Here is a 23,490-nt window from a genome sequence, read left to right as displayed (position 1 = left end):
CTTCGACCGCTCCCGCTACTCCCCGTGTTCGAGGTACCGCCGCCCCTCCTCGGTCTCGGCGAGGATGTCGTCGAAGATGGCCGCCTCGGTCCGGAACTTGTGGACGCTGTGGAGCATCGTGTTGTGGAACTCGCCGATCAGGTCGCCGTGAGCCTTGAAGAACTCGTGGACCCACCGCTCCATCCGGTCGTCGCTCCGGAACTGGATGACGACGTGCCAGTGGTAGGTGCTGTCGGCGGTGAAGAACATGAGGACGTGCGGGTCCGCGACCAACGCCTCGTAGCAGTCGCGCCAGTGCTCCTCGAAGTTGGGGAAGTTGAACGCGATGCGGAACAGGTAGTGGCGGAACAGTTCGCGGTTCGGGAGGACGATCTCGCGGAACACCTCCTCGTCGGCCATCGCGCGGAGAATCTCGTTGACGCGGTTGTGAGACAGCGAGATGCCGTACTCGAGTTCGAGTATCCGGCTGAGTTCGCGCGTCGACGCCGTCGGGTAGTCCACCCGCGCCTTCAGAATCGCGATGTCGCGCGGGGAGACGTCGAAGGAGTCGTCGGTCATGCTCCCCCCTTCATCGAGTCGTCACAAAAAGCCTCGGCAGCGGGGTAGCAGCGACGACGGCGGCGCCGTCAGTCGAACCGCTCCGGAAGCGCCTGCGCCAGCAGTTCGGCCGGCGTCGGCGGTCCCTCGCGGTCCACGGCGGTGCCGGCGAGCGAACTGTCGGCGGGGACGGGGTCGATTCTGCTGTCGCCCAACTGCGTCCGGCAGGAGGTCCCCGGCGCGGTGACGACGCGGGCGTCGCTCTCCGCTATCTGTTCGACGAGGATGTCCGCGATGGAGCGACTCAGCGAGTAGTGTTCGGCCTCGTAGCCGAACGTGCCGGCCATCCCGCAGCACCCCGAGTCGAGGGGGTCCACTTCGTACCCCGCGCGTCGGAGAGCGCCGACGGCGTGGTGGTCCTTCTTCTCGGCCTTCTGGTGGCAGTGGCCGTGGTAGGCGACGGACTCCTCGGGCGCCGCCCACTCGACGTCGTCGACGAGGCGGAACGCGTCGAGGTACTCACAGAGGCCGTAAGCGTTCGCCGCCACCGTCTCGACCGCGTCCGCCGAGGAGAGGTCCAAGGCGTCCGACTGGAACATCACCGCGTCGGAGGGTTCGGCGAGCACCACGTCCCAGCCCTCGCGGACGTACGGTGCCAGCGCCGCCGCGTTCGCCTCGACCCGGTCGCGGGCGCGGTCGACGAACCCCTTCGACAGCGCCGGCCGGCCGCTGTCCGTCCGATCGGCGATGTCGACGGCGACGCCCGCGGCTTCGAGGACGCGAACCGCCGCCTTCCCCACCTCGGGGTGCGCGTAGTTCGTGTACGTATCCGCGAAGAGGACGGCCTTCCGCTCGTCGCCCGAACCGACGCCGCCCGCGCCGCGCGCCGTCCGCGCGTCGGCCGCGCGCTCCCGGGAGTCGAACGCCCCGCCGCGCGCCTCGAACCAGTCGGCGAGCGTCTCCCGACGGAACGCGGGCAGGTCTCGCTCGCGGGCGATGCCGACCAGTTCCTCCCCGAGGCGGTCCGCGCCGGGCAGCGACTGCGCGAGGTTCGAGACGGGCGCCAGCGCGCTTCCGACCGCCGCCAGCGTGTCGAACTCGGCGAACAGTCTGTCTCGGAGGCTCGCGCCGTGCTTCTGATGCCGTTCGTGCATCACCTCCGTCTTCAGTTTCGCCACGTCGACGCCGCTGGGGCAGTCGTTCTTGCAGCCCTTACAGCCGATACAGAGGTCGAGCACCTCTTCTGCGAACTCGTCGTCGGTCGGGTCGTCCGGAAGGTCGCCGCTGACGGCCTGCCGCAGCAGGTTCGCCCGGCCGCGCGTCGACGTTATCTCCTCGTCGGCGGCGCGGTAGGTGGGGCACATCACGCCGCCCGTCGTCTCCTGGGAGCCGCGGCAGCCGCCGCAGCCGTGACAGAGTTCGACCATCCCCTGCATGCCGTTCTCGTTGTCCCAGTTCAGGGAGGGCTCGAACCCGAGGTCGTAGTCGTACTCGTCGTCGTAGCGGAGGTGCTCCAGCATCTCGTGGTCGCCGCAGACGTTGCCCGGATTGAGGAGCCAGTCGGGGTCGAACGCGGTCTTGAGGTCTCGGAAGGTGTTCCAGAGGTCCTCGCCGTACAGCTTCCGGTTCCACTGCGTGCGCGCGCGACCGTCGCCGTGTTCGCCCGACACCGACCCGCCGAACTCGACGACCATGTCGGTCACCGCGTCGGCGATGGCCTCCATGTCCTCGCGGTCCTTCGCACCTTTCGTGTTCACGAGGGGGCGGACGTGGAGGACGCCCGGCCCGGCGTGCGCGTAGAACGCGGCGTCGACGTCCCGACCCAGTTCGGAGAGCAGCGACTGAAAGCGCTCGACGAATTCGGGGAGGTGTTCGGGCGGGATGGCGCAGTCCTCGATGAAGCTGATGTGCTTTTCGTCGGAGGTGCGCGAGAGCAGAATCGGGAGCCCGGCCTTCCGCAGCGTCCAGAACATCTTCCGCTTGCCCTCGTCGTGAGCCTCCAGACCGGCGAACGCGAGCGTCTCGTCGGTGTCCGATCGCTCGGCCGCCGCGGGCGCCGGAGCCTCCGTCTCGGCGCCCGGCGCTCGGTCCGCGAGGAGGCCGGCGGTCAGCTCTCTTCCCTCCTCGGTGTCGTCGGCGTAGAACTCCACGAGCAGACCGGCCTCCGCGCCGTCGGGGACGAGCGACGCCGCCTCCGCGAACTCCGCCCGGTCGCGGGCGAGTCCGAGGAGCACGTCGTCGACGAGTTCGACCGCCGCGGGGTCGTGCTCTAAGACGTGCTGGACGTCGGTGACGGCGTCGAGCACGCTGTCGTAGAACAGCAGTGAGACGGCCTTCGTCTCCGGGACGGGTTCGAGCGACACTTCGGCCTCGGTGACCGTCGCCAGCGTCCCCTCGCTGCCGGCGAGCAGGCGGGCGAGGTTGACGCTCCCGCTCTCGGCCTCCTCGACCAGCACGTCGAGGTTGTAGCCCGAGACGTTCCGCTTCAGGTCGGGGAACTTCGCCGACACCTCCTCGGCCTCCTCGTCCAGAATCCGGACGACCTCGTGATAGATGCGTTCGAGGAGCGACCCCTCGGGGTCGGCCGACGCGCGGAGTTCTTCGACCGACACCTCGCCGAACGTCTCGACGGAGCCGTCGGCCAACACGACGTCGCACTCTTCGACGTACGCGTCGGTCTTGCCGTACTTCAGCGAGTGCGCGCCGGTGGAGTTGTTGCCGATGGCGCCGCCGACGGCGCTCCGGTCGCCCGCGGCCGGGTCGGGCGCGAACTTCAGCCCGTGCGGTGCCAGTTCGGCGTTCAGGTCGCCGAGCACCGCCCCGGCCTCGACGCGGGCGCGGCGTTCGTCGGCGTCTATCGACACGACGCCGTCCATGTAGCGCGTGAAGTCGAGGACGACGGCCTCGTTGACCGCCTGTCCGGCGAGGCTCGTCCCGCCGCCGCGCGGCAGGAGCGGAATCTCCCGCTCGGCGCAGTAGGCCGTCACGGCGGCCACGTCGTCGGTCGAAGCGGGGAAGACGACGCCGACGGGGGTCACCTCGTAGGCGCTGGCGTCCGTCGCGTACATCTGCCGGGTGTACGTATCGAAGCGCACGTCGCCGTCGACGCGTTCCTCGATGTCGTCGACGAGGTCCGGTCGGACCACCTCCTCGGAGGTGAACTCGTACGTCGCCCGCGGGTCCTCCCGGCCGTCGACGGTGTCGGCTCCCGCGTCGGGCGCCGCGTTCGGATTCGTCGTCATCGGCGGCGGTACACCTCCCGGCCGGCACCGCCGTTTCGGGCTCGACCGCCGACCGCCGCCGTTCCGGGCTCGACTCCACCGCCGCGCGTGCGAACCACGACCATATCGTGTCCCGGTTCCGGTGCGCCGGGGATAAGTATTGCCTCACGCGGTGCCGGCGGGCGGGAGTCGGGGCGAACGACTATGCCGGTCGAAGCCGTCGCCGACGACGGACGATGAAGACGATACTGCTCTGCGCCGACACCGACGTCGAACGAGTCACGGATCAGGTGGAATCGCTGACGACGCTGCCGCTCGACCCCGACCGGGTCCGCGTCGTCCTCTATCACGTCTTCCGCGCGGACGGGACCGAAGCCGACGCGAGGAAGCTCAAATCGGTCGGCCGGGCGACCGAGGCGCTGGAGGCGGCGGGGTTCGAGGTGGCGGTCGAACAGTCGAGCGGCGACGCCGCCCGGGAGATTCTCGACGCCGCCGAATCGTTCGACGCGGACCTGCTCAGCGTCGCCGGGCGGCGGACGTCCCCGACGGGAAAGGCGCTGTTCGGGAGCGTCGCACAGCGGGTGGCGCTCCGGTCGGACTGCCCGGTGCTGTTCTGTTCGGCCGCGTCCGACTGAGGGGGGTTGGAACGGAGAAACGAAGAAACGGACCTACAGCAGGCCGAGGAACACCGCGCCGTGGATGAGTGCCGCCGTGATGGGGATGAGAAGCAGCGTCCGCATCACGAACAGCGCGAACAGGTCGCGGAATCGGATAGGAATGTCGTCGAACATGTCGACCATCATCGGCGCCGAGGCGGCGAAGAAGATGGCCTGCGAACTCACCACGATGACGACGAACACGCGCGTGATGAAGTCGGCGCCGACGGCGAACGTCGCGCCGATGAACATCTCCGCGCCGCCGAGGATGACCGAGGTGGCCGCCATCTGCGCGTCGGGGATGCCGAGCGCCGAGAGGACGGGCACGAGGGGCGTCCCCAGAATCTCGAACACCGGCGTGTAGATGTTGAGCACCATCGCCACCATCGCGATAGCGAGGACCGTTCCGAGAATCATCCCGTTCAGTTTCAGCCCGTCGACCAGCCCCTCCCAGGAAGCGCGCGGAATCGAGGCGCCCTCTTCGGCGGTTCTCACCGCTTCGTTGAACGCGAAGCGGACGTAGTCGGTGACCGTCCCGCTGAACTCCGGTTCCGGGTCGGGTTCGGCGACGTACTCGGCCGGCACCGACGACAGCGGCGGCACCCGGACGAGGACGACGGCGACGGCGACGACGGCGACGAGATAGAGGAAGACGACGACGGGGAAGACGTGGAGGATTTCGAGGACGGCGGCGATGGCGCCGACGGTGCCGAGGTTGCCCGTCGCGAAGCAGGTGCAGATGACGAACACCTCGCGCTTGTCGTAGCCGCCGCGGTCGAACACGTTCCGCGTGAGGTAGTAGCCGATGCTGAACGACCCGAGCCACGAGGCGGCGCCGTCGAGGGCCGACCGGCCCGGGAGGTCGAACGCCGGCTTCATCACCGGTTGCGCCAGCGTCCCGACGAACTGGAGGCCGCCGAGTTCGGCGAGGAGGTTGACGAAGACGGCGCCGATGGGGATGACGAGCGCGACGGTCAGGAGGAGGCCGCCCCAGACGATACCGGAGGTGTCCGCGTTGAACAGCCACTCCGGCCCGACGCCGAGGAGGATGGGAACCGCGAAGCAGACGCCCGCGACGCGGAAGAACCAAAACAGGTTCGAGGTGCGCCAGTAGTCGAGGTCGGTGCGGGCGACGAGTCCGCCGTCTCGGTCCAGATAGCCGTGGTGAGTCGCCATCGACACCGTCGTCAACAGCGCGCCCGCGGCGATGAGCGCGAAGGTGAAGTACTCCAGGAGCGTCGGGAACGCCCCCTGTATGAGTCCGACGAGAACGTCGAGGGGAATCGTCGTCTGCCCGTTCCACTGGACCGGAAACAGGAAGAAGAACGAACCGGTGACGAACGCGAGGAGGAACTTCAACAGCGGTCCCCGCTTCTCCGTTATCAGTCCCACGTCGTCGATGGACTTCTGGGCGGGTTCCGCGTCCTCGCCCGGCGTGTGCTCGTCATTCTCCCACGCAGTGCTGCCGAACATGTTCCACCCGTAACGACCGTTAACAATAAATCCGTCGCCTCGGAGCAGCCGCTCGGGTAGATTACAACTATCGAGAGTAATCTCCGGAAACGGAACAGCGGTCCACATATATAGCAATCTGAAGTTTTTGTAATATTCCTCACTATTCCCCCGAGACTGGCAGCCGAATCCGGCGAGCGGGCGGATTTCTAAACATCACAGCCATACGGCTGTAACATCGGGATGTCTCCAAGCGGGATTTCGAGCGACGGGTCGGAGCGGAACGGTATCGTGACCACAACGATTATGTTAGTTTGTCTCCCAGTTTCAGTCATGAGCGGCGAAACGACGGACGATTCCGTACTGATAGCCGGTGCCGGGCCGGTCGGGATGACGACGGCGCTGGCGCTGCACGCGCGGGGAGTCGACGCCACCATCCTCGAGGCCGAGTCGGAGGACCGCGACCGCTCGGGGAGTCGCGCCATCTACGTGCACGGGTCGACGCTCCGGACCCTCGAACGGGTGAGTCCCGGACTCGGGACCGATCTCGTCGAGGAGGGACTGGTGTGGCCGACGCGGCGAACCTGCTGGCGGGGTAAAGAAGTGTTCTCGCGGACGTACGACACGCCCGGCGGTCACGGGGAGTTGCCGCACTTCACCAGCGTTCCGCAGGTGCGCACGGAGGAGTACATGCACGAGGCCCTCGACGAGGCCGGCGTCGACATCCACTGGGACGCCGGCGTCGAGACGGTGGAGTCGTCCCCCGACGGCGTCCGCGTCGAGACGGCCGACGGCCGCGAGTGGGAGACCCCGTACCTCGTCGGCGCCGACGGCGGCGGGTCGACCGTCCGCAAGGAGATCGGCGCGAACTTCGAGGGCGACCAGTCGGAGAACTCTTTCATCGTCGCCGACGTCGACGAGATAGAGGAGGACCCCCGCCCCTTAGAGCGACTGTTCCACTACGACGACCCCGCGGTCGGCGGGCGGAACGTCCTCCTCGTCCCCTTCACGGGCGGGTGGCGCCTCGACATCCAGTGTCTCGGCGACGACGACGCCGAGGAACTGAGCGGCGACGGACAGATGCGCGAGTTCGTCCGCACGGTGATGGGCGACCGCTACGTCGACAACATCACGTGGGTCTCCACCTACAAGTTCCTGCAGGTGATGGCCGACACGTTCGTCGACGACCACCGCCGCGTTCTCTTGGCCGGCGAGGCCGCGCACCTCCTCGCGCCGTTCGGCGCGCGCGGGATGAACTCGGGCATCGCGGACGCCGACGAGGCCGCCTCGGCCGTCGCCGTCGCCCTGCGCTCGCGGACCGACGGCGTCGCGCGCGACGAGGTCGAACTGTACGCCGCCCGCCGCGAGAAGGCGGCGGAGTACAACATGGAAGCGGCGGGGCAGGCGCTCGAATACCTGCAGGGCGACAACCCCGAGACGGTCCTCCGCAAGGAGGCCGCCGCGGCGATAGCCGACTACTTCGAACCCGCCGGCGAGTACCTCGACGACGCGCCGTACGGCCCGCACGGCGCGCCGCCCATCGTCTCGACCGGCAACTACTGAGAGAAGGCGAGCGGTCTCGCGTCGCTGTTCTTCCGACTATCGAACGGACGAAAAGAGCGCTACGTCTGTGAGTTACAGGTCGAGTTTCTTCGCCACCCAGTGGTCGCGGGCGGCGAGCACCATCTCCTCGTCGTCCGCGAACGCCGTCGTCTCGGCGATGAACTCGTCCCACTCGCCGGTCGGCACCTGTTCGAGTTCCGCGGCCGAGGAGGCGTCCGACGGACTGGCCGCGACCATCTCCTCGAAACTGTCGAACTCGGTGTACTCGGCCATGAACGCCTCGTCGAACACCTCGTCGATGGGGACGTCCGAACCGATATCGTGCACGTCCGACGCCTCGGGAACGTCGTCGGCCGACGCCACGGTCGACTCCAAGTCGGTATCGAGTACCATACCCGATGGAGTGGGTCGACCGTATTGAATGTTACCTCGCGCACGGTGGCGCGGGGAATCCTGTTCTCACGAGGGCAGTCTTCCTGTTTCGAGGACGTGACTTGCAGACACACGCTGAAAATCAGCGGCGTCCGTAGCGGTCACAGTCTCCACAGGCGTTGATTCGGGCCATCCCAGCCCTAATTCAGAAAAGCCACGTTGTAGGACGTTCATCGCTGCGTTCGCGTCTCTATCTGTCTCGAATCCACAACTCGGGCAGGAGTGTTCCCGCACCCAGATGGGTTTCGCGGTCTCCACGCCACACGACGCGCACTCTTTGGTTGTGCCTCGCGCTTCGACCTGAACGACGTGCGTTCCGTGCAGGTCGGCCTTGTATTCAAGGAGTGTGATGAACTGTCGCCATGCCGCATCCTGCTTGTTGCGGGCGTTGTGCGACTGTTCGAGCATCCCCTTCACGTTCAGGTCTTCCACGAACACGGCGTCGTACTCGCGGACGAGCCACGTCGTCAATTTGTGCTGATAGTCGAGGACTTTCCGCTTGATGTGGCGCTTGACCGTGGCGACCTTCAGGCGTTGTTTCTCGTAGTTGTTCGACCCCTTCTCTTTCCGTGAGAGTTTGCGTTGCTCGCGGCGAAGACGCTCGTAGTCGTCTTCGAGGCCGAGCCAATCCACTGTCTTTCCGTCGCTGGTGTGGATGTAGTTGAGGATGCCGAGGTCGATGCCGACGCTATTGCTCGCATCGAGCGAATCCACGTCAGGTTTCTCGGGCAAGTCAGCGTTTTCGGTTTCGAGGCCGAACGAGACGAACCATTCGCCGGTCGTCTCCTTCTTGAACGTGACTTCTTTGATGGTGGCGTGGTCTGGAATCGGGCGCGAGTACCTGATTTTGACCCAGCCGATTTTGCTGAAGCGGACGTAGGCGTACTTGTCGTGGCCCCTCTTTTCATCGAGGTCGAAACCAGACTGGTTGTACGTCACGCTCCGATATTCCGTGGGTGCTTGCCGTTTGAGCCGCCCAACGTTGTACCCCTTCTCTTTCTTCTTGCGAAGGCTGGAGAGATTACGGTGGAAGCGAGCGACAGTGGCTTGTGCGGCTTTCGAGTGTGACTCGCTGAACACAGGCCACTTTCGCTTCCACTCGGAAAGTTTGTTGTTCTGGTCGTACTCACTTGGCTTGTCGTCCTTGGGACTGTTCGTGTAGTCCCATCGGACGTGGTTGTAGAGTTGGCGATGAACGTTCAGATGGTGTTCCAGTCCTTCCGCTACCGTTTGTGTCGGGTAGGCGTGGTAGCGGTGACTGTGTTCCATCGCTGTCTCTTGATTAGAGATGTTTCGACTTAATGGTTTGTATCCCCCCGTGTCGGCTTCATCCCCGACCACGGTGGGTCGGGGTATTCGCCTCGCTGACCAGTATAAAATCTCCTTCGACGCCGCGCCCGACTCGTGTCGGCCCCTCGAAACCTCGCGGACCGCCTCGTCCGCGGAGACCACCATCTTTTATTAGCGTCTCGACCGCACGTTCGGCCATGCGCTTCGTTAGATACGACGACGGACAGTTGGGTCTGCTCACCGACGACGGCACAGGCGTCATCGACCTCGGCGACCGACTCGACCTCGACGGCCGCGAACCGCTCCTCGACTACGTGGAGGGCGACTACGACGCCGAACAGTACGCCGACGAGGACCCCGACCACGACGTCGAGGACGTGGACCTGCTGTCGCCCGTCGACCGACCGGGAAAGGTCATCGCCGCGCCGCTGAACTACGAGAATCACATCGAGGAGGCCCTGTCGGACCGCGACATCACCACCGACGAGTGGTTCTCCATCAAGGACAAGGGGTACTTCCTGAAGGCCCCCTCCAGCGTCGTCGGCCCGGACCACGGTATCGAACTCCCGTTCTCGGACCGGCGGACCGACCACGAGATAGAACTCGCGTTCGTCATGGGCGAGGAGGCGAAGGACGTCGACGCCGAGGACGCGTGGGACCACATCTTCGGCTACACCATCCTGCTCGACATCTCGCTGCGCGGCGACCAGGACCGCTCGAACCGCAAGTCCTACGACACGTTCACGGTCGTCGGGCCGTGCGTCGTCACCGCCGACGAGATAGATGACCCGCAGGACCTCCAGATGGAACTCCAACTCAACGGCGAGCGACGCCAGTACGAGAACACCGGCGACATGGTGTACACCTGCGCGGACGTCGTCCAGTACGCCTCGCTCGGCGCGACGCTCGAAGCGGGCGACATCATCACGACGGGGACGCCCGAGGGGGTCAGCGAACTCTCCGACGGCGACACCATCGAGGCCGAGATAGCGGACGTCGGCGGCATGACCGTCGACGTGACGGAACGGGACGTCAGCTACGAGGACGCGAACGTGCAGAAGGGCGGCCAGGAGTAAGTTCGGTTCGGACCCGAGGGCGGTCAGTCGTCCTCGGACCCGTCCCCGTCTCCGTCCGCGTCGGCGTACTCAGACAGCGCCGCGCGGAGGTCGTCGGGGAGTTCCATCGACCCCTCCCCGTCGGCGGGGGCGCAGACGCGCTGTTCGTAGCCGGTGAACGCCACTTCGCCGTCCGACCGGGCGACGTACTCGAACCGGACGCTCCGGGTTCCGAGGTCCGGGGTCAGTTCGACCGTCACCTCGTCGCCGGCTTCCACGGGGCGTTCGAACTCGAAGTTCATCTCCACGAGCGGCAGTCCGTAGCCGTGTTCCTCGACTATCTCCCAGTACGGGAAGCCGATGGACTGCATGAACATGTCGGACGTCTCGTGGACCGCGTCGACGATGCGCGGGTAGTGAGCGATGCCGAAGGAGTCGGCGTCGGAGAACCGCACGGTCCAGACGCGTTCGTACGTCACGCTCGGACCTCCGGTCGCGTCGCGCGGGTCGCTCTCGCCGGCGGCCCGGCGGTTGTCGTTCGAATCACGGGCGGTGGGTTTCCTCGGAACGCAGAAGAGTGTTTCTCTCGATGCATCCCGCCGGACCGACCTCGCTGTTCGCCGATGTCGAACGGACGTCTCGTCGAAGGCGAATCGGAGGCGCGCGTTCGCTCCGAGAGCGGAAACGAAGCGCCGGATACGGCGCGAAACCCCGCTTCGGTCGGGAGATTATCTCTCGAAGCCCCTCATTCGACTGTATCGAACAGTTCGAGGGCATCGACGGTGAATCGGAAACGGGGAGAGTCGCGCGTCTCGCACTGAACCGCGGAGGGCGTCGAGGCGATATCGGGTCGTTCGGTGGACGAGCGGCGGGAGTCGAATCGGTTGTCCGGAGTTACCATTACATATCTAATGCTGTAACTCTACCGAGAAGAGTAGGGCAGCGAACACGCATATTCGCTGAGAACGAACGCGAAAAGAGGGTGAATAGGGTTCCCGCTCGACACCGACGAGCCTTCGCGGCGGACGTGTTGTCCCCGCGACGGCCGATACTCGTCCACTTCGAATTCTCTCTGCGCCGGTGGTGGAAACGTATGTTCGACATACGGAACTCTATGCCCAATTACGGATCTACGTGTTCGTGTTTTGTGCTCGTATCCGCCGGTCGCTGCGACCGCCGCGGGCGCGTTTCGACGCCGTTTTCCGGCGCTGTCCGAAGGTGTACCCGATGGACTTCGAGACAGACCGCCGCCGGTTCCTGGAACTCGCCGGGACCGGTACCGCCCTCTCGCTCGCCGGTTGTAGCGCGCTCCAAGACGACGCCGCCCAGCAGACGACGACCACCGGAACGGACGGGAGCGGCGAGGGCTCCCGACGAGTAGCCGTCACCGTACAACCCGACCAACAGCGGTTGCAGGAGCGACGACAGGAGATCCAATCGGAGCTCTCCTCCGGGAACGTCTCCCGGTCGGAGGCCCAACAGCAGTACCAGACGGCACAGCAGGAACTGCTCACCCGGGCCGTCGACTCCTTCCGCCAGCGCGCCGACTCGACCGAGAACCTCCGAGTCGTCGGCGCGGTCGAGCAGTTCGGTATCGTTCTCGTCGCCGGCGGACCGGCGACCCTCATCGACTCGCTGTCGTTCGAGATGGTGAACGCCCTGCTCCCGCAGGAGACGTTCCAGCGGGCGAAATCACAGGCTCAGGGCGGTGCCGGGACCGGAACCGCGGGCTCGGAGGCAGGCGCGGGCGCGACCCCGGTCGAGAGTTCGACCGAAACGCCCTCTAACTGAACGGTCTCGAACCGGGAGCGCCGACCGCTCCCGCCTCACCGCCTTCGATTACTTTTACTGAACCCCGCTCGGACCGGAGGACGATGAGACGCCGCCTCGGCGCGTTCGACACGCTGCTTTTGACCGCGGCGATCTGGTTTCTGGCGAAATTCGTCCGCTACGCGTTCCCGCCGCTGTTCCCGGAGTTCCAGGCGACCTACGGCGTCTCCAACGGCACCATCGGTCTCGCGTACACGGCGATGATGCTGGTCTACGCCGTCATGCAGTTCCCGTCGGGCGTCCTCGCGGACAGGGTCGGGTCGCCGCGCGTCATCGCCGGCGGCGTCGCCACCACCGTCCTCGGCGTCTTCGCGCTCTCGCGCCCCGTCTCGTTCCCGCTCCTCGTCGGGGGGATGGTGCTCGTCGGACTCGGCACCGGCGTCCACAAGACCGTCGCCGTCCGCTTTCTCTCCTCGGTCTACCCCGAGCGGAAGGGTCGCGCGCTGGGCGTCCTCGACACGTTCGGCGCCCTCGGGGGCGTCGTCGCGCCCGCGGCCGTCGTCGCCGTCGCCGGCAGGTACGGCTGGGGGACGCTGTTCTTCGGCAGCGGCGTCGCCGGACTCCTCTTGGGCGGCGCGTTCCTCGCGCGGACGTCGAGCGCGGAAGCTGCCGGCGGGAGGGGAAGCGGAACCGAGTCGACCGGGGGGAGAGACGAAGACGAGGCAGAGGCCGACGACGACGGCGCATCCCTCGACGACTACCTCGCGCTCTGCACCGACGGGCGGTTCGCGGCGTTCGTGCTCGTCACCGTCGCGTTCTCCTTCACCTACAACGGCGTCGTCGCCTTCCTCCCCCTCTATCTGACCGCCGCGGCGGGGGCGAGTTCGACGCTGGCGAACGGGCTCTACAGCGTTCTGTTCGCCGTGAGCTTCGTTCAACTGCTCACCGGCGACCTGAGCGACCGCGTCGGGTCGCTGCGCGTCGTCGTCGGAACGTTGGTGCTGGCGCTCGCCGGCCTCGTCGGCCTCCTCGTCGGGTCGACCACGCTCGCCCTCGGCGCGTCGGTGGTCGCCTTCGGGCTCGGGTCGCACGGTTTCCGGCCGGTCAGGGGCTCGTTTCTCGTCGAGTTGGTCCCCGACTCGCTCGCCGGCGGCGGCCTCGGAGCGGTGCGGACGGTGCTGATGGGGGCCGGCGCCGTCGCCCCCGCCGTCGTCGGCGTCGTCTCCGAACGGGCCTCCTTCGAGGCGGCGTTCGCGCTCCTCGCCGCCTCCTTGGTCGTCGCCGTCGTCGCCGCGACGGGACTGCTGGTCACCGAGTGAGCGGGCGGTCGGCGCCCGACCGCCCGTGGTCGAGGCGTCGTACGTAGCCTCGTAACCGTTCAGCTGTGAGCGCGAGTCGAATAGAACAGTTTGGACATCAAGCAGTTTAGAATTCGTACAATTTCTAGAATTGTCAAACTTCGCTAACTGGTCACAGAGTCCGCCTGGCAAACAGAGAGATTCGCGGAACCCGGTCTAGTGTGGAAAGAAGGGTGCTGAGAGGCTCAATCGGGGAGCGAAGGAATACGGAGTCGGAACGTTTCAGGCCCGAAACGGCTCGCCAGCGGGGAACCGTCGAAGAAACGCAAGACCGGTCGAAAGGAAAGGAGAACAAGTAGATATGTTCCGGTGGCGTGAGCGGTCCCGACGAACGGGAGAGAAGGTCGCGCCTCAGTCGTCCGCCGCCGGCATCTCGGTCTCCTCGGGGCGGGGGAAGTTGTCGATGGTGTCGGCGCGGAACGCCTCCTCGTCGAACTCGTACTCCCCGTCGAAGAAGTCCATCAGCGTCCGGGTGTCGCGCATCGCGTTCTTCAGACTGGTCGAGGCGCCCGGCGACGGCGTGATGTTGAAGATTATCTCGTCGCCGACGATCTTCGCCTCGCCCATGTCGAGTGCTTTCTCTTCGAGGTTGACTATCTGCGGGCGGACGCCGCCGTAGCCCTTCGCGCGTTCGATGTCGTCGATGGTGGCGCTGGGGACGACCTTCTGGACGTGCGGGAGGAACTTCTCGGGACCGACCTTCGGGAGGTCGTAGACGAGGTTCCGCAGGACGTAGGGGAGGAGGATGCGGTCCGCGAGGATGTTGGCGTAACTGAGGAACGCCGCGGCGTTCAGACCGAACACGTCGAGGAAGTCCTTGACCGTCGAGACGCGGCCGCGTTCGAGCGTCGGGACGAGTTTGGCCGTCGGCCCGAACCGGGTGATGGATGGGTCGTGGACGTCGGCGTCGCCGTGGATGGCGGCGAACGGGAGTTTCTTCATCTGCAGGGTGTACACCTTCCCGTTCAGGAAGTCCTCCGAGAGGAAGAAACTGCCCGCGATGGGGAGCAACACGGCGTCCTGCCCGTAGCCGAGCGACTTCGCCATCTGGAGGCTGTGCGACCCCGCGGCGACGACGGTCACGTCGGCGTCGAACTTCCCGGCGGTCGTATCGAGCGTGAATCCTTCGTACCCCTCGGTTATCTCCTCGACTTCGGTGGAGGTGTAGACGTCGACGTTCGCCTCTTCGCGAGCCTCCTCGACGAACGACTGCGAGGTGGCGCCGTAGTCGACGACGTAGCCGTCGGGCGTCTGGAGGGCAAGCAGTTCCTCGGATGGGTCGCGCCCCTCGACGACCTTCGGCTCTATCTCGGCTATCTCCTCGCGGTCGATGGGTCGGAGCTTCGGGTACAGGTCGCCGAATCCCTCCTCGTAGTAGCGCTCTTCGAGGCTCTCGACCTCCTCGTCGCCCACGGCGAGGACCATCTTGCTCCGCTTGGCGTGCATCTCGCGGTCGGGGTCGTGGTTCTCAAGGTAGCCCGCGAGCGTCTCCGCACCCCGTTTGACGGACTCGGCTTTCTCCAGCTTGTAGTTCGTCTCGATATCGCCGAAATGCAGCGTCTGGGAGTTGTTCGTGTGCTTCGAGTTGATGGCGGCAATCTCTTCTTCTTTCTCGACGAGCGCTATCGATTCGATGTCGGTGAACTTCGCCGTCGTGTAGAGCAGCGAGGCGCCGCTGATGCCGCCGCCGACGATGACGAGGTCGTACGTTCCAGCCATAATGGGTCCTATCTCGTCAGTCGGGCTTCGGACCTTTAACTCGTGTTCTATCGCCTCGAAAGATATCGACGCCCGTTACACGACGTATCGACGATAGTCGTCATGCGACGGTTCGGAGCGGACCGCTTCGCCCGACGAGTCGGCGGAGCCGAAATCCCGACGGTTTCGGGACTTTTACAATTTTTACAATTTCTGAGGCGTTCGGAGTGTGTCGTCGCCGTCCGGCGGGTACGGATACCGACGCTCGACGCCCCGCACCGCCGGATTGACCTGCCGGCGCCGCGAATTTCGACTACGCGATGCTCACCGACACGCCGGGAATCCACCACGTCACGTCGATGGTCGGCGACCCGCAGGAGAACCTCGACTTCTACGTCGACACGCTGGGTCTGCGCCTCGTGAAGCGGACGGTCAACCACGAGGACGTGCTCCGATACCACTTCTACTACGGCAACGGTTCCGGCGACGTCGGCACCGTCTACACCTGCTTTCCGTACCCGAACGAACCGCCGGGGAGACGGGGGCGGCCGGGGATACCCGCCGCCGCCTTCGCCGTCCCACCGGGGTCGCTCGACTACTGGGAGGGTCGACTGGATGACCGGGGCGTCGACACCGAGCGACGCGAGCGGTTCGGGGAGACGGCGCTCCGGTTCGAGGACCCCTCGAACACCCGCCTCGAACTCGTCGCCGCCGACTCGCCCGTGGACCCGTGGACGGGCGGGTCCGTCCCGGCCGACGCCGCGATTCGAGGGATTCACGGCGTCACGACGCTCCCGGTGAACCCCTATCAGACCGCCGGCGTCCTGGAGACCCTCGGGTTCGAGTACGTCGCCGAGGAGGGCGACCGGGTCCGCTACGAGGCTCCCGGCGACCGTGGCACCGTCGTGGACCTGTTGGACCGCGAGGCCCCGTTCGCCCGCGAGGGCGTCGGCAGCATCCACCACGTCGCCCTCCGCGTCCCCGACGAGGAGGAGTTGCGCGAGTGGCACGACCTGTTCCGGGAGCGGGATATCGAGGTGTCGCGCATCCGCGACCGACACTACTACCGAGCGATATACGTGCGCGAACCGGGCGGCGTCCTCTTCGAACTCTCGACCGAGAAACCCGGCTTCGACGTCGACGAGGGGGAGGAGTCGTTCGGGTCGTCGCTCGTCCTGCCGCCGTGGGCCGAGGAGGACCGCGAGATGATAGAGGGGCAACTGCCGCCGGTGGACGTGCCGGGTGCGGACGAGTGACGCCGCCCGGCGGGCGGGACGACGGTTCCGTCCCGGGACCGCACGACCCCGACTCGTTCGTCGCCGCGGGCGCGCCGCGGGGGGCGGCGCGGGCCGCGGTGGTCGCCCTCCACGGCCGGGGAGCGACGGCGCAGGGCATCGTGAACCTCCTCGACCCGGTGTACCGCCACGGCGTCGCGTTCGTCGCGCCGCGGGCCGACCGGAGCCGGTGGTATCCGGGCGCGGCCGACGACCCCCTCGAACGGAACGAACCCCACCTCTCCTCGGCGCTCGGCGTCGTGGAGACGGTTCTCGACCGGGTCGCCTCCGACTTCGGCGTCCCGCGGGAGCGGACCGTGCTCCTCGGGTTCTCGCAGGGCGCCTGCGTCGCCGCGGAGTACGTCGCGCGGAATCCCGGTCCGTCGCCCGTCGTCCTCCTCAGCGGGACGCTCCTCGGACCGAGCGTCGACGCCGGCGCCGACCGGTACGTCGGAGAGAAGAGCTTCGACGGCACCCCCGTCTTCGTCGGCTACGGCGCCGAGGACGCGCGGGTCGACGCCGGGCGCGTCCGGGATACCGCCAACGCGTTTCGGTCGCTGGGCGCCGACGTGACCGAACGCCGCTACGAGGGAGTCGGCCACGAGGTGACCGACGACGAGTTCGACTACGTGGACGCGTTGCTCGCGGAACTCGTCGACGGGAAAAGATAACCGAGCGCGGCGACCGCTACGCGGGTTGGCCGGGACCGGACGGGTCGCGTTCCCCGTCGCCGTCCCCGCGGTTGAGAATCGCGTCTCGGATGCGGTCGAACACCGATTCGTCCGCACGGACGGATGGTACGTCCATAGTTCCCAATGGTCGTTCGCGACACTTCAGCCTGGCGGACGAGCCGGGTGGGGGACGTCGACCGCGGCGGTCCCGGACGATGGTGCCGAGGGCGGAAGCCACCTCCGCGGCGGGACCGAATCGGGAGGCATGCGAGAGACCAACCGCGAGTGGTACTTCGCCGAACGGCCCGACGGCGAACCGACGCTGGACAGCTTCGAGTTCCGCGAGGGCGACGTTCCCGACCCGAGACACGGCGAACTGCTCGTCCGCGTCCGATACCTCTCCGTCGACCCGTACATGCGCGGCCGGATGCGCGACGCCGAGTCGTACGCCGAACCGTGGGACGTGGGCGACACGCTGAAGGGCGGCGTCGTCGGCGAAGTCGTCGAAAGCGAGAGCGACCGGTACGAGGCGGGCGACCACGTCACCGGCAACGGCGCGTGGGCCGACTACGCCGTTCTCGACGCCGACGAGGCCGCGCCCGTCGACACCTCGGTCGCGGGGCTACCGGCGCACCTCGGCGTCCTCGGGATGCCGGGACGGACGGCGTACTTCGGACTGCTCGACGCCGGCGACCCGAAGCCCGACGACACGGTGGTCGTCTCCGGCGCGGCGGGCGCCGTCGGCTCCGTCGTCGGCCAGATAGCGCGGCTCAACGGCTGTCGCGTCGTCGGCTTCGCCGGGTCCGACGAGAAGACCGAGTGGCTCACCGACGAGTTGGGGTTCGACGCCGCGATAAACTACAAGTCGACCGACGACTACGCGGCCGCCCTCGACGACGCCGCGCCCGGCGGCGTCGACGTCTACTTCGACAACGTCGGCGGGCCCATCACGGACGCGGTGTTCAGAAAACTGAACCTCGACGCCCGCGTCGCCGTCTGCGGGCAGATAGCCCACTACAACGACGAGGGCGTGCCGACCGGGCCGCGGAAACTCCCGATGCTCATCGCGCCGCGCGCGACGGTTCGAGGGTTGCTCGTCGGCGACTACGTGACCCGCTTCGAGGAGGCGAACGAGCGACTCCGCGGCTGGATCGACGCCGGGGAACTCGAACACCGCGAGACGGTCGTCGAGGGGTTGGAGAACGCTCCGGACGCCTTCCTCGGACTGTTCTCGGGTGACAACATCGGGAAACAGGTCGTCCGCGTCTCCGAGGAGTGAGCGCGGCGGAAGCGACGACCGGGAACCGACAGAGGGTTCGTCTCCTCTCCCGAAGCCGGTGACGTGACCGACATTCGTTCCGCGTTCTCCACGACAGATCCGACGCCCGACGCCGAGTCGCTGCGACTCGGGGCCGTACTGGGCGCCGTCGCCGCACTGTTCGAACGCTTCCTGTTCGCGTTCGACGCCGTCACCGTCGCCGTTCTGCTCGCGTTGGTCGGCGTCGTCCTCGCCCTCCGGGGAGAGCGGTGGTGGCGGGACGCGGGGTGGGCGTTCCTCGCGGCGGGTCTGGCGATACTGGTCGTGCTGCCGGTGCTCCTCCTGTTCTGAGCGGCGTCAGTCCGCCCGCTCGAACCGGTAGGTCACGACTTCGTCCCCGTCGTCCCACTCGAAGTTGCCGCCGTGAACCCGGTTCATCCGCTCTTTGTACGCGTCGAGCGACTCCGAACCCTCGCGGCGAGCGTCCTCGTCGGTGAACTCGCCGAGCGTTCGCTCCTCGACGGACGCGACGCGGAACGTCTCGCCGTCGACGGCGAAGGTATCTCCCGCCTCCGCGTAGCGGTTGCTCGCGCCGCGGGTGAGTTGGGTGACGTCGCCCTCCAGCACGGACTGTTTCACGCGGTCGTTGGGGAGCAGGCCGTCGACGTCGATTTCGGACATGGAACCACGTTCGGCCGCATCGGGGAAAAGTCTCACCGCGACGGCCGACACTGTCGGGACGGTATTCGCACAATTTATATTATATTTAATATGTTTTAAAATAAATTATTACTGCCAAATTTGTTATCAAAGTCGTCCGTGAGACTTTACGGGAGATGGTTCGAGGAAACTCGGCTTCCCCGAAGGACGCACTCGAACAGACTGCCCTCCGACTCGGAGGTGGTGGCACCGACGCGGTCCGGTCCGTCGACCGCGCAGTCCCGCAGGCGACCAGCGGTGCGACCGCGGGGGCCGAGAGACGCCCATGAGTCTGAGCCGCATCGACCGACTGGCGAACGCCGAGCGGAGCCACGACACCTTCGTCTACGTCGCCGCCGTCATCGCGGCGTTCAACGGCCTGCTGTTCGGGTTCGACACCGGCGTCGTCTCCGGCGCCCTCATCTACATCGAACAGTCGTTCGGCCTCTCGACGTTCATGGAACAGGTCGTCGCGAGCAGCGTGCTCGTCGGCGCGATGGTGGGCGCGATGACCGGCGGGCGACTGGCCGACCGGTTCGGCCGCCGGCGCCTGACGCTCGCGTCGTCGGTGCTGTTCTTCGTCGGGTCGCTCGGGATGGGACTCGCACCGAGTCTCTGGTCGCTCATCGCCCTGCGGGGCATCACGGGCCTCGGCGTCGGCGTCGCCTCCATCATCGGACCGCTGTACATCTCCGAGATGGCCCCGCCGGACGTCCGCGGGTCGCTCGGCTTCCTCCAGCAGTTGATGGTCACGCTGGGCATCCTCCTGGCGTACGGAATCAACTACGTCTTCGCCCCGAACTTCCTCGGCATCATCGGGTGGCGCTGGATGCTCGGGTTCGGCGCCCTCCCGGCCGTCGCGCTCGGCGTCGGGATGTACTTCCTCCCCGAGAGCCCCCGTTGGTTGGTCGAGAACGGCCGCATCGACGAGGCCCGCGACGTGCTCTCGCGGATGCGGGCGCGCGACGACGTCGACGAGGAGATAGAGCAGATAGAGCAGGTCAGCGAGAAGGAGTCCGAAGGCAGCGCCGCGGACCTGCTTCAGCCGTGGATTCGCCCGGCGCTGACGGTCGGTATCGGCCTCGCCATCCTCCAGCAGGTCAGCGGTATCAACACCATCCTCTACTACGCGCCGACCATCCTCACCAACATCGGCCTCGGAAACATCGCCTCGCTGTTCGGCACGGTGGGTATCGGCGTCGTCAACGTGGTGATGACCTGCGTCGCAATCTACCTCGTCGACCGGGTCGGCCGGCGGCCCCTGCTGCTCGTCGGCACCGGCGGGATGACCCTCATGCTGGGCGTCCTCGGCCTCGGCTTCTACCTGCCGGGGCTCTCCGGAATCATCGGCTACGTGACGCTGGCGAGCATGATACTGTACGTCGCCTTCTTCGCCATCGGTCTCGGCCCGGTGTTCTGGCTGCTCATCTCGGAGATATTCCCGCTCCGACTGCGCGGGTCCGGGGAGGGCGTCTCCAGTTTCTTCAACTGGACGGCGAACCTGCTCGTCTCCCTGACGTTCCTCTCGCTCATCCAGCGGTTCGGCGAGGCCGTCGGCTTCTGGACGCTCGGCGTCTTCTCGCTCGCCGCGGTGGCGTTCATCTACTTCCGCGTGCCCGAGACGATGGGTCGCTCGCTCGAGGAAATCGAATCGGACCTCCAAGAGAACACCGTCGTCGGCGCGGACGAGAGGGGCGCGCAGGCGGACAACCCGGACTGAGACGAGAGGCGCATCCATCATCACTCTGAAAGAAAGTCAATAGGAACAGATTATACAGAAATATTATATTTCTGCGGTCGGTAGAGCCGGACATGATAGTCGTCGTCCCCGGCCACCGCCTCGAATCGGCGCGGATACACGACCAACTGCGGGCGCGGGTCGACGCGGGAATACGGGCGTTCGAGGACCTCGACGCCTCCCAACTCGTCTTCTCGGGCGGACGGGCGAACCCGAGCGTCGACCGGACGGAGTGCGGCGTGATGGGCGACTACGCGGTCCGCGAGGGGGTCGACCCCGACCGAATCGTGCTTGACCCCTTCGCCTACGACACGATCGGGAACGCCTACTTCACCCGCGTCCTCGCGGACGACGTGGGACTCGACGCGGGGTCGATACGGATAACGACCGACGACTTCCACGCCGACAGAACGGTGTACGCCTTCGAGCACTGCTTCGGGCCGGGCGTCCCCGTCGAAGCGACGCACACCGTGGCGACGGACGTCGACGTCGACGCGCCGGTGTGCCGGCGGAAACTGGCGCAGACGCGGCGGTTCTTCGACGGCATCGCCCCCGGCGACGCGGCGGCGATTCGGCGCCGCCTGCACGAGGAACACGACTGCTACGAGTTCCCCGAACTGGAGACGGCCCGGACGGCCGCGCGCTGAGTCCTCTCGGAGCGGCTATCCGTCCGTCACCGGTCGACCGGGTCGGGGAAGAGGGCGATGGAGGGGGGACCCGCGTCCGCGTTCGCGTTCGGACAGGAGTCGACGCGTTCGACGGGAATCGTCTCGCCGGTGAGGTTCGCCGCGTTCGTGTGCAACGCGACTCGGTACGTTCGCTCGCTCCCGCCGAGGACGTACTCGTCGTAACCGTCGTCGACGTGCGCGTCGAGGTACACCTCCCGGTCGGGACGCCCCGGTTCGCCCGGCGGTCGGTACGCCGTCCAGTTCCCCACCGCGCAGACGCCGTAGTCCGGGGCGTCGACGCGTTCGGGGAACGGCGTCGGGTTCGAGACGACGACGGAGGCGACGCTGACCGAGTCGCTCCGGTCGTACTCGTCGACGAACTCGACCCGGCTCTCGGGCCGGAGTTCGTAGGCGAGGCCGCCGGTGGCGACGTCGGCGACGAGGACGGCGGCGGCGAGGACGGCGACGCCCGCGAACAGCGTCCGGGCGCGCGACGGGGCGAGGAGGCGGTCCGCGGCGTCGAACCGCGGGACCGCGTACAGCAGCGCCGCCAGCAGAAGCAGGCCCGCGATGACGAGGGGCGTGCCCGCGTCGAACGTCTCGGCGACGTCGAAGAAGACGGCGACGAGGACGACGAGGACGACGCCGTACCCGAGGAGTCTCACCTGCGGGTCCGGCGTCCACTGACAGAGGGCGACGACGCCCACGAGGAAGGCGACGGCGAGGGCGTACTTCGACACCGGCGAGTAGGGGTACTGAAAGCCGAGGACGAACAGCAGTAGGGCGGCCGTCCCGACGACGGCCGCGGCGGCGTCGAACAGCGTGTCGGAGGTTATCGAGACCATCGGAGGACGTCCGCCGGCGGCGCCGGCGAGTCTATCTGGACGTTTCAGTCGTGATACAAGTAGGTTTCGGAGGGGGTCGAAGAGGAAAACCGAAGTGCGCTTCGGTCGCTCGGTTCGACATGGCACTGAAATCGGTCGACGCGGCGCGGTGTCCCGAGTGCGGGGAGCGCATCACCGGCGACGACGACGTCGGGTTCCTGCAGACGAGCGAGAGTTCGAACGGGTCGTCCGGACTGGTCGTCTGCCCGCACTGCGACCGAGTTCTCGGCGCCGCGGCGTCCGCCTCGTACGACAGCATCCTCTTCTGACGCCGCGGGCGAACGGTCGCGAGTCCATCGTCGGAGCGCCGTCGTCCAGGAGCCGGCGCGCTTCGTATTCGAAGTCGTGAGCGGGGCGAATCTCTAGTTCGTTAGCCGAAATCACTGAAAAGCTCCGACGCGTATCCCTACCGGAGTCGTCGGTGAACGGCGGCCGCGCGCTCGCCTCGTTTCGAGGAAGCGTGGCCCGTCGGCTCCGACACGTTCGATCAAACGATGCTTCGAGAACAACTCGCGACGCCGCTACAGGGGTCGTTGATTCCGCAGTGGCTCGCACAGTTCGGAAAACAGCTCGAACACGCGTTCGCGCCGATACGGCGGGTGCTGGAGCCCGTGCTCTCCAGCCCCGTCGTCGCCGGCATCTGGGTGTTGTTGGTCGTCTCGGCGGTGGCCGTCCTCTGGTGGGACATCCGGAAGCGAAACGAGGCGCTCCCGTCGATGATGAAGTTCGTCTGGACGCTGACCGTCGTCTACTCGGGCCCCATCGGTCTCGCCGTCTACTGGTGGTCCGGGCGGACGCAGATAGCCCGCGACTCGCTCTGGCGGCGCGGCGCGCGCTCGACGAGCCACTGCTACTCGGGGTGCGGACTGGGCGAAATCGTCGGCATCACGCTCGCGCAGGGCATCCTGGGACTCCACACCCTCTGGGTCGTGGTCGTCACGTTCGGGTTCGCGTACCTGTTCGGCTACGGGCTCAACATCGGCCCGCTGATGCAGGAGGGGTCGAGTTTCCGCGAGGCGACGCGGGACGCACTCCTCAGCGAGACGCCGAGCATCACCGTCATGGAGATAGCGGCCATCGGCACGGACCTGCTGTTGGCCGGCACCGCCGGCATCGGGAGCGTCCTGTTCTGGATGGCGATGGCGTTCTCGCTGTCGGTCGGGTTCATCGCCGCCTACCCCGTCAACGCCGGTCTCATCACCTTCGGCGTGAAGGAGGGAATGATGAATCCGAAGGAGATGGGTCAGGGTTCGGGCGCTTAGTCGT

22 protein-coding genes are annotated in these 23,490 nt (G+C 66.8%); 13 read left to right on the top strand and 9 right to left on the bottom strand.

Annotated features, from left to right (window positions below; translation table 11 throughout):
* Positions 1-15 precede the first annotated feature (15 nt).
* Complete coding sequence (locus NDI79_RS13710; RefSeq protein WP_310929086.1) at positions 16-558, bottom strand: helix-turn-helix domain-containing protein; 543 nt, start codon at positions 556-558, stop codon at positions 16-18.
* A 68-nt stretch (positions 559-626) separates the two neighbouring features.
* Entirely contained in the window at positions 627-3,779 is a 3,153-nt protein-coding gene (locus NDI79_RS13705) for an FAD-binding and (Fe-S)-binding domain-containing protein (protein WP_310929085.1), read from the bottom strand.
* Between the two features lie 215 nt (positions 3,780-3,994).
* Here NDI79_RS13705 and NDI79_RS13700 point away from each other — a divergent pair, with 215 nt between their 5' ends.
* On the top strand, positions 3,995-4,393 hold the full coding sequence (locus NDI79_RS13700; protein WP_310929084.1) for a universal stress protein: 399 nt from the start codon (positions 3,995-3,997) through the stop codon (positions 4,391-4,393).
* Positions 4,394-4,426: 33 nt separating this feature from the next.
* Here the strand turns inward: NDI79_RS13700 and NDI79_RS13695 are convergent, their stop codons facing one another.
* Positions 4,427-5,887, bottom strand: coding sequence for a YjiH family protein (locus NDI79_RS13695; protein WP_310929083.1), 1,461 nt, complete (start codon positions 5,885-5,887; stop codon positions 4,427-4,429).
* 312 nt (positions 5,888-6,199) lie between these two features.
* On the opposite strand from NDI79_RS13695, the gene NDI79_RS13690 reads away from it, so the two are divergent.
* Positions 6,200-7,429: an FAD-dependent monooxygenase gene (locus NDI79_RS13690; RefSeq protein WP_310929081.1), complete on the top strand. Its 1,230-nt coding sequence runs from the start codon at positions 6,200-6,202 to the stop codon at positions 7,427-7,429.
* Positions 7,430-7,501: 72 nt separating this feature from the next.
* On the opposite strand, the gene NDI79_RS13685 is transcribed toward NDI79_RS13690, so the two are convergent.
* Positions 7,502-7,822, bottom strand: a complete 321-nt coding sequence (locus NDI79_RS13685; protein ID WP_310929080.1) for a hypothetical protein — start codon at positions 7,820-7,822, stop codon at positions 7,502-7,504.
* 66 nt (positions 7,823-7,888) lie between these two features.
* Complete coding sequence (locus NDI79_RS13680; protein WP_310929079.1) at positions 7,889-9,130, bottom strand: RNA-guided endonuclease InsQ/TnpB family protein; 1,242 nt, start codon at positions 9,128-9,130, stop codon at positions 7,889-7,891.
* 218 nt (positions 9,131-9,348) lie between these two features.
* Between NDI79_RS13680 and NDI79_RS13675 the strand changes: the two genes are divergently transcribed.
* Complete coding sequence (locus NDI79_RS13675) at positions 9,349-10,227, top strand: fumarylacetoacetate hydrolase family protein (RefSeq protein ID WP_310929078.1); 879 nt, start codon at positions 9,349-9,351, stop codon at positions 10,225-10,227.
* 23 nt (positions 10,228-10,250) lie between these two features.
* On the opposite strand, the gene NDI79_RS13670 is transcribed toward NDI79_RS13675, so the two are convergent.
* Positions 10,251-10,685, bottom strand: a complete 435-nt coding sequence (locus tag NDI79_RS13670) for an acyl-CoA thioesterase (protein WP_310929077.1) — start codon at positions 10,683-10,685, stop codon at positions 10,251-10,253.
* Between the two features lie 748 nt (positions 10,686-11,433).
* Between NDI79_RS13670 and NDI79_RS13665 the strand changes: the two genes are divergently transcribed.
* Together NDI79_RS13665 and NDI79_RS13660 are read left to right on the top strand one after the other, a co-directional pair.
* On the top strand, positions 11,434-11,997 hold the full coding sequence (locus NDI79_RS13665; protein WP_310929076.1) for a hypothetical protein: 564 nt from the start codon (positions 11,434-11,436) through the stop codon (positions 11,995-11,997).
* An 83-nt stretch (positions 11,998-12,080) separates the two neighbouring features.
* Entirely contained in the window at positions 12,081-13,295 is a 1,215-nt protein-coding gene (locus NDI79_RS13660) for an MFS transporter (RefSeq protein ID WP_310929075.1), read from the top strand.
* Between the two features lie 390 nt (positions 13,296-13,685).
* On the opposite strand, the gene NDI79_RS13655 is transcribed toward NDI79_RS13660, so the two are convergent.
* Positions 13,686-15,053 carry an FAD-dependent oxidoreductase gene (locus NDI79_RS13655; RefSeq protein ID WP_310929073.1) on the bottom strand — a complete coding sequence of 456 codons (1,368 nt, stop codon included), beginning with the start codon at positions 15,051-15,053 and terminating at the stop codon, positions 13,686-13,688.
* Between the two features lie 299 nt (positions 15,054-15,352).
* Between NDI79_RS13655 and NDI79_RS13650 the strand changes: the two genes are divergently transcribed.
* The 4 genes from NDI79_RS13650 to NDI79_RS13635 all read left to right on the top strand — a co-directional run bounded on the left by NDI79_RS13650 (position 15,353) and on the right by NDI79_RS13635 (position 18,586).
* Positions 15,353-16,288 (top strand): VOC family protein, encoded by a 936-nt coding sequence (locus NDI79_RS13650; RefSeq protein WP_310929072.1) that lies wholly within the window; start codon positions 15,353-15,355, stop codon positions 16,286-16,288.
* Positions 16,285-16,977 (top strand): alpha/beta hydrolase, encoded by a 693-nt coding sequence (locus NDI79_RS13645; RefSeq protein WP_310929071.1) that lies wholly within the window; start codon positions 16,285-16,287, stop codon positions 16,975-16,977. Before NDI79_RS13650 ends, NDI79_RS13645 begins: the two co-directional genes overlap by 4 nt.
* A gap of 265 nt (positions 16,978-17,242) precedes the next feature.
* Positions 17,243-18,256 (top strand): NADP-dependent oxidoreductase, encoded by a 1,014-nt coding sequence (locus tag NDI79_RS13640; protein ID WP_310929070.1) that lies wholly within the window; start codon positions 17,243-17,245, stop codon positions 18,254-18,256.
* 63 nt (positions 18,257-18,319) lie between these two features.
* Positions 18,320-18,586, top strand: a complete 267-nt coding sequence (locus NDI79_RS13635; RefSeq protein WP_310929069.1) for a hypothetical protein — start codon at positions 18,320-18,322, stop codon at positions 18,584-18,586.
* Positions 18,587-18,592: 6 nt separating this feature from the next.
* Here the strand turns inward: NDI79_RS13635 and NDI79_RS13630 are convergent, their stop codons facing one another.
* Entirely contained in the window at positions 18,593-18,916 is a 324-nt protein-coding gene (locus NDI79_RS13630) for an ASCH domain-containing protein (protein ID WP_310929068.1), read from the bottom strand.
* Between the two features lie 304 nt (positions 18,917-19,220).
* On the opposite strand from NDI79_RS13630, the gene NDI79_RS13625 reads away from it, so the two are divergent.
* Entirely contained in the window at positions 19,221-20,654 is a 1,434-nt protein-coding gene (locus NDI79_RS13625) for a sugar porter family MFS transporter (RefSeq protein WP_310929066.1), read from the top strand.
* A 92-nt stretch (positions 20,655-20,746) separates the two neighbouring features.
* Positions 20,747-21,319, top strand: coding sequence for a YdcF family protein (locus tag NDI79_RS13620; protein ID WP_310929065.1), 573 nt, complete (start codon positions 20,747-20,749; stop codon positions 21,317-21,319).
* A 26-nt stretch (positions 21,320-21,345) separates the two neighbouring features.
* On the opposite strand, the gene NDI79_RS13615 is transcribed toward NDI79_RS13620, so the two are convergent.
* Positions 21,346-22,185 carry a hypothetical protein gene (locus tag NDI79_RS13615; protein WP_310929064.1) on the bottom strand — a complete coding sequence of 280 codons (840 nt, stop codon included), beginning with the start codon at positions 22,183-22,185 and terminating at the stop codon, positions 21,346-21,348.
* A gap of 119 nt (positions 22,186-22,304) precedes the next feature.
* Between NDI79_RS13615 and NDI79_RS13610 the strand changes: the two genes are divergently transcribed.
* Both NDI79_RS13610 and NDI79_RS13605 read left to right on the top strand, forming a co-directional pair.
* On the top strand, positions 22,305-22,493 hold the full coding sequence (locus tag NDI79_RS13610) for a hypothetical protein (protein WP_310929063.1): 189 nt from the start codon (positions 22,305-22,307) through the stop codon (positions 22,491-22,493).
* A gap of 225 nt (positions 22,494-22,718) precedes the next feature.
* Positions 22,719-23,486: a DUF4396 domain-containing protein gene (locus NDI79_RS13605; RefSeq protein ID WP_310929061.1), complete on the top strand. Its 768-nt coding sequence runs from the start codon at positions 22,719-22,721 to the stop codon at positions 23,484-23,486.
* The last annotated feature ends 4 nt before the right edge of the window (positions 23,487-23,490 follow it).

This window comes from Halogeometricum sp. S3BR5-2, assembly GCF_031624635.1.
In the GTDB taxonomy this organism is placed as follows: Archaea; Halobacteriota; Halobacteria; order Halobacteriales; family Haloferacaceae; genus Halogeometricum; species Halogeometricum luteum.
Note: the sequence above shows the minus strand (reverse complement) of the source record. Positions and strands in the feature narration are given on the sequence as shown.

Excerpts from the sequence above, each read along its gene's own strand:
- NDI79_RS13615 (WP_310929064.1), bottom strand. The coding sequence starts at position 22,185 with ATGGTCTCGATAACCTCCGACACGCTGTTCGACGCCGCCGCGGCCGTC.
- NDI79_RS13605 (WP_310929061.1), top strand. The coding sequence starts at position 22,719 with ATGCTTCGAGAACAACTCGCGACGCCGCTACAGGGGTCGTTGATTCCG.
- NDI79_RS13705 (WP_310929085.1), bottom strand. The coding sequence starts at position 3,779 with ATGACGACGAATCCGAACGCGGCGCCCGACGCGGGAGCCGACACCGTC.
- NDI79_RS13630 (WP_310929068.1), bottom strand. The coding sequence starts at position 18,916 with ATGTCCGAAATCGACGTCGACGGCCTGCTCCCCAACGACCGCGTGAAA.
- NDI79_RS13675 (WP_310929078.1), top strand. The coding sequence starts at position 9,349 with ATGCGCTTCGTTAGATACGACGACGGACAGTTGGGTCTGCTCACCGAC.
- NDI79_RS13660 (WP_310929075.1), top strand. The coding sequence starts at position 12,081 with ATGAGACGCCGCCTCGGCGCGTTCGACACGCTGCTTTTGACCGCGGCG.
- NDI79_RS13620 (WP_310929065.1), top strand. The coding sequence starts at position 20,747 with ATGATAGTCGTCGTCCCCGGCCACCGCCTCGAATCGGCGCGGATACAC.
- NDI79_RS13690 (WP_310929081.1), top strand. The coding sequence starts at position 6,200 with ATGAGCGGCGAAACGACGGACGATTCCGTACTGATAGCCGGTGCCGGG.
- NDI79_RS13695 (WP_310929083.1), bottom strand. The coding sequence starts at position 5,887 with ATGTTCGGCAGCACTGCGTGGGAGAATGACGAGCACACGCCGGGCGAG.
- NDI79_RS13655 (WP_310929073.1), bottom strand. The coding sequence starts at position 15,053 with ATGGCTGGAACGTACGACCTCGTCATCGTCGGCGGCGGCATCAGCGGC.
- NDI79_RS13650 (WP_310929072.1), top strand. The coding sequence starts at position 15,353 with ATGCTCACCGACACGCCGGGAATCCACCACGTCACGTCGATGGTCGGC.
- NDI79_RS13665 (WP_310929076.1), top strand. The coding sequence starts at position 11,434 with ATGGACTTCGAGACAGACCGCCGCCGGTTCCTGGAACTCGCCGGGACC.
- NDI79_RS13625 (WP_310929066.1), top strand. The coding sequence starts at position 19,221 with ATGAGTCTGAGCCGCATCGACCGACTGGCGAACGCCGAGCGGAGCCAC.
- NDI79_RS13710 (WP_310929086.1), bottom strand. The coding sequence starts at position 558 with ATGACCGACGACTCCTTCGACGTCTCCCCGCGCGACATCGCGATTCTG.
- NDI79_RS13610 (WP_310929063.1), top strand. The coding sequence starts at position 22,305 with ATGGCACTGAAATCGGTCGACGCGGCGCGGTGTCCCGAGTGCGGGGAG.
- NDI79_RS13685 (WP_310929080.1), bottom strand. The coding sequence starts at position 7,822 with ATGGTACTCGATACCGACTTGGAGTCGACCGTGGCGTCGGCCGACGAC.
- NDI79_RS13680 (WP_310929079.1), bottom strand. The coding sequence starts at position 9,130 with ATGGAACACAGTCACCGCTACCACGCCTACCCGACACAAACGGTAGCG.
- NDI79_RS13640 (WP_310929070.1), top strand. The coding sequence starts at position 17,243 with ATGCGAGAGACCAACCGCGAGTGGTACTTCGCCGAACGGCCCGACGGC.
- NDI79_RS13700 (WP_310929084.1), top strand. The coding sequence starts at position 3,995 with ATGAAGACGATACTGCTCTGCGCCGACACCGACGTCGAACGAGTCACG.